The 1,826-nt window shown below is 75.4% G+C and carries 1 protein-coding gene; it reads left to right on the top strand.

The features are described from left to right. Positions 1-439 precede the first annotated feature (439 nt). Positions 440-1,826: condensation domain-containing protein (locus AB0I76_RS29105; RefSeq protein WP_357042113.1), on the top strand; the 1,387-nt coding region annotated here is incomplete at its 3' end.

The raw sequence follows: 1,826 nt of genomic DNA, 5'->3' as shown, positions 1-1,826 counted from the left end.
ACCCGCGGCGGGCGGCGGGGTCTCCGGTGGCGCGGCGGAGGCGGTGACAGTCATCGGCGTTCGCTCCCTCGGCGGTCGGACGGTGAGCGCACGATAGGCAGCCCGGGAAGGCGGTCACAAGCGTCGAATACGGGCAATCTGGGAGGTGACCGGGCGGCCTCCCGGGTGGACAATCCGCCCCCTCCGGAGCCCGCCGTCCGGCACCCGGCCACCTGCCGGGCCGCGCACCGCCGCAGGGGTGCCGCCCGGCGGGGCCGACGCGCTGCGGGAACAGCAATCTGCGCGAAGACAGGCCGGCCGCGCAGGCGCACCCTCTAGGCGGACCGGGCCCGGTCCCGGCGCGCCGAATCCGGCGCCGACCAGGCCGGATCCACCGGCCGCCCCGGCCGGGCAGCACCCGGAGAACCCCTACCCACACCCGTACCCGCCGGAGGCCCCAGTGACGACGGACCCCCAGTCCCGGGAGACCTTCCCGCTGACCGACCTCCAGGCCGGCTACCTCGTCGGCAGCAGCCGCCTGATCGAGCTCGGCGGTTTCCGCCCCACCATGTACGTCGAGCTGGACGTGGTCGACTTCGACCCGGAGCGGGCCCGGGCGGCGGTCGACCGGCTGATCGACCGGCACGAGCACCTCCGCACGGTGGTCCTCGCCGACGGCGGCCAGCGGGTGCTGCCCGACCCGGGGGTGAAGCCGTTCCCGCTGGCGGTGACCGACCTGACCCACCTGTCACCGGCCGAGCGGGAGACCGCGCTGCGAGAGGTACGGGAACGGCTGGCCGAGCAGGGGGTGGACCCGACCGGATGGCCGCTGTTCGAGGTGGTCGCCCAGCGGCTGCGCCGACACCGGTGGCGGCTGCACCTGGCGATGAGCCTGCTGCTGCTGGACTCCGGCAGCACCCGGCACCTCCTCGGCGAGTGGTGGCAGCTCTACCAGGACGCGCGGACGGCGCTGCCGCCGGTGGCCCGGACCTTCCGGGAGAGCATCCGGGACCTGGTCGCCTGGCAGGACAGCGAGCCGTACCGGGAGCACTGGCGGTACTGGGAGCGTCGGCTGGACGACCTGCCCGACGCGCCGCAACTGCCGCTGGCCGGCCCGCTGGCCGGCATCGACCCGGTCCGCCTGATCCGTCGGGTCTGCCGTCTGAGCGCGGCGGAGTGGGACCTGTTCTGCGCCGCCGCGCGGCGGCACCGGGTGCTGCCGCCGACCGCGCTGCTCCAGGTCTTCGCCGAGGTGCTCGGGGGCTGGGCCACGCAGCCCCGGTTCTGTCTCAACGTCCTGCACCAGAACCTGCCCGCTCTGCACCCGGAGCTGTCCGGGGTGGTCGGCCAGCTCAGCGCCACCCTGCCCCTGGAGGTGGACCTGGGCACGGGTGAGGACTTCTGGGAGCGGGCGCGGCAGGTGCAGCGCCAGCTCTGGCGGGACATGGCGCACAGCGACGTCACCGCGGTCCGGATCACCCGTGAGCTGGCCGCCCGGCGGGGCTGGACCAGCCGGGCCGCCCTGCCGTACGTCTTCAACAGCATGCTCGCGCCACGGCGGCCGGCCGGGCCGGCACTCGGGCGGCCGGTCTGCCGCCAGGTCGACAGTCACCTGCGGACCCCGCAGGTGCTGGTGGACAACCAGCTCCAGGACGCACCGGACGGCGGCGTTGACTGCATCTGGGACGTGGTGGACGACGCCTTTCCGGCCGGGCTGGCGGAGGCGGCCTTCGCGGCGTACGAGCGGACGTTGCGGGCCCTCGTCGAGACCGGAACGGCCCCCGAGCCGGTGCCACCGGCCCACCGCGCGATGGTGGCCCGGGACAACGCGCCCGCCGGGCCGCCGC

The organism is Micromonospora sp. NPDC049799 (assembly GCF_040656655.1).
Classification (GTDB): domain Bacteria; phylum Actinomycetota; class Actinomycetes; order Mycobacteriales; family Micromonosporaceae; genus Micromonospora.
This window is presented reverse-complemented; position numbering and strand designations above follow the sequence as displayed.